A 1,249-nucleotide genomic window follows, 5' to 3' on the forward strand; every position below is an offset into this window, starting at 1 on the left:
CGCGTGTGGAGTTGCCCCGGTGAGGCGGACACGGGGTTTCAGGCGGCAGAGGCCTGATGGTAGTGGTTGGTTCGGGTTTCGGCTGGGGTGTTGTGGCCGATGGTGGAGTGCAGTCTCGTGTGGTTGTAGTAGTGCAGGTAGGTGAACACGTCCTGGCGGGCCTGGCTGCGGGTCCGCCAGATCGTGGCACCGATCTCGGTTTTCAGTGTGGCGAAGAAGGCTTCGGCGACCGCGTTGTCGTAGCAGGATCCGACCCGTCCGACCGACGCCCGGATCTTCTGCTCGGCCAGCGCGGCCCGGAACTGGCCCGAGGTGTATTGGACCCCGCGGTCGGAATGAAACACCGCGTCATCGTTGATGAAGCCGCGGGCGGCGGCGAGGTCGATGGCGTCGCAGACCAGGTCGGTCCGCATGTGCTCGGCCATGGCGTGCCCGACGATTTCGCGGGTGTGCAGGTCGATGACCGTGGCCAGATAGAGCCAGCCTTCGAAGGTGGGCAGGCAGGTGATGTCCCCGACCATGCGCAGCCCCGGCGCCGGTGCGGTGAAGTCGCGGCGGATCAGATCCGCCACCGGTGTCACCGGCGCGGCTGCGGGCCGGGTTGTCGAGCGGCGTTTGCGGCGGGTGATCCCGGCCAGCCGTGTTCACGCATCAGCCGCTCGACCCGCTTGTGGTTCACCGCGAGGCCGCGGCGGTGCAGTTCGGCGGTGATCCGCGGAACCCCGTAGGCGCCACGGTGTTCGGCATGGATCTCAGTGATCAGTGCGACTAGTTCGGTCTCGGCTTCCGCTCGCCGGGCCCGGGCCGTTTCGGCGGCGACCCATTCGTGGAAGCCTTGCCGGCGCAGCCCGAGGACCTGGCATAACCGCTGGACACCGAACTCGGTGCGGTGTTCGGAGATGAATCGGTAGCGGTAGGTCATCGATCCATCTCGCGCGCAAAATAGGCGGCTGCTTTGCGCAGGATCTCCTTCTCTTTCTGCAGTTCAGCGACCTGTTTCCGCAGTCGTTGGACCTCGTCGGTGACCGCGGGATCCTCCACCGGCCCGGCGTCGGCGGCCTGCCTGGCCGCAGTCACCCACGAACGCAGGGTTTCGTGGTTGACGCCTAGCTCGCGGGCGATCTGCCGCAACGGCCGGTCACTGGAGTTCACCAGCTCGATGGCGTCACGACGGAACTGCTCCGGATACTTCGACCTGCGGGACACCAGGACATCCTCCCTCCAGACCCCTGTCTGGAATCAAGGTGTC

The 1,249-nt window shown here is 66.4% G+C and carries 3 protein-coding genes; all 3 read right to left on the reverse strand.

The window, feature by feature from the left end:
* Positions 1-38: 38 nt before the first annotated feature.
* Genes DMC61_RS40780 through DMC61_RS40790 form a run of 3 tightly spaced genes read right to left on the reverse strand, consistent with a single transcriptional unit; the run spans position 39 to position 1,206 of the window.
* Positions 39-581: an IS3 family transposase gene (locus tag DMC61_RS40780; RefSeq protein WP_370456457.1), complete on the reverse strand. Its 543-nt coding sequence runs from the start codon at positions 579-581 to the stop codon at positions 39-41.
* A complete protein-coding gene (locus DMC61_RS40785; RefSeq protein ID WP_125695763.1) occupies positions 578-922 on the reverse strand; it encodes an IS3 family transposase in 345 nt (114 codons plus the stop codon). The genes DMC61_RS40780 and DMC61_RS40785 overlap by 4 nt, the downstream gene beginning before the upstream one ends.
* Positions 919-1,206: a transposase gene (locus DMC61_RS40790; RefSeq protein ID WP_158634184.1), complete on the reverse strand. Its 288-nt coding sequence runs from the start codon at positions 1,204-1,206 to the stop codon at positions 919-921. Before DMC61_RS40790 ends, DMC61_RS40785 begins: the two co-directional genes overlap by 4 nt.
* Positions 1,207-1,249 lie beyond the last annotated feature (43 nt).

The organism is Amycolatopsis sp. WAC 04169, from assembly GCF_003947535.1.
GTDB classification, from domain to species: Bacteria; Actinomycetota; Actinomycetes; order Mycobacteriales; family Pseudonocardiaceae; genus Amycolatopsis; species Amycolatopsis keratiniphila.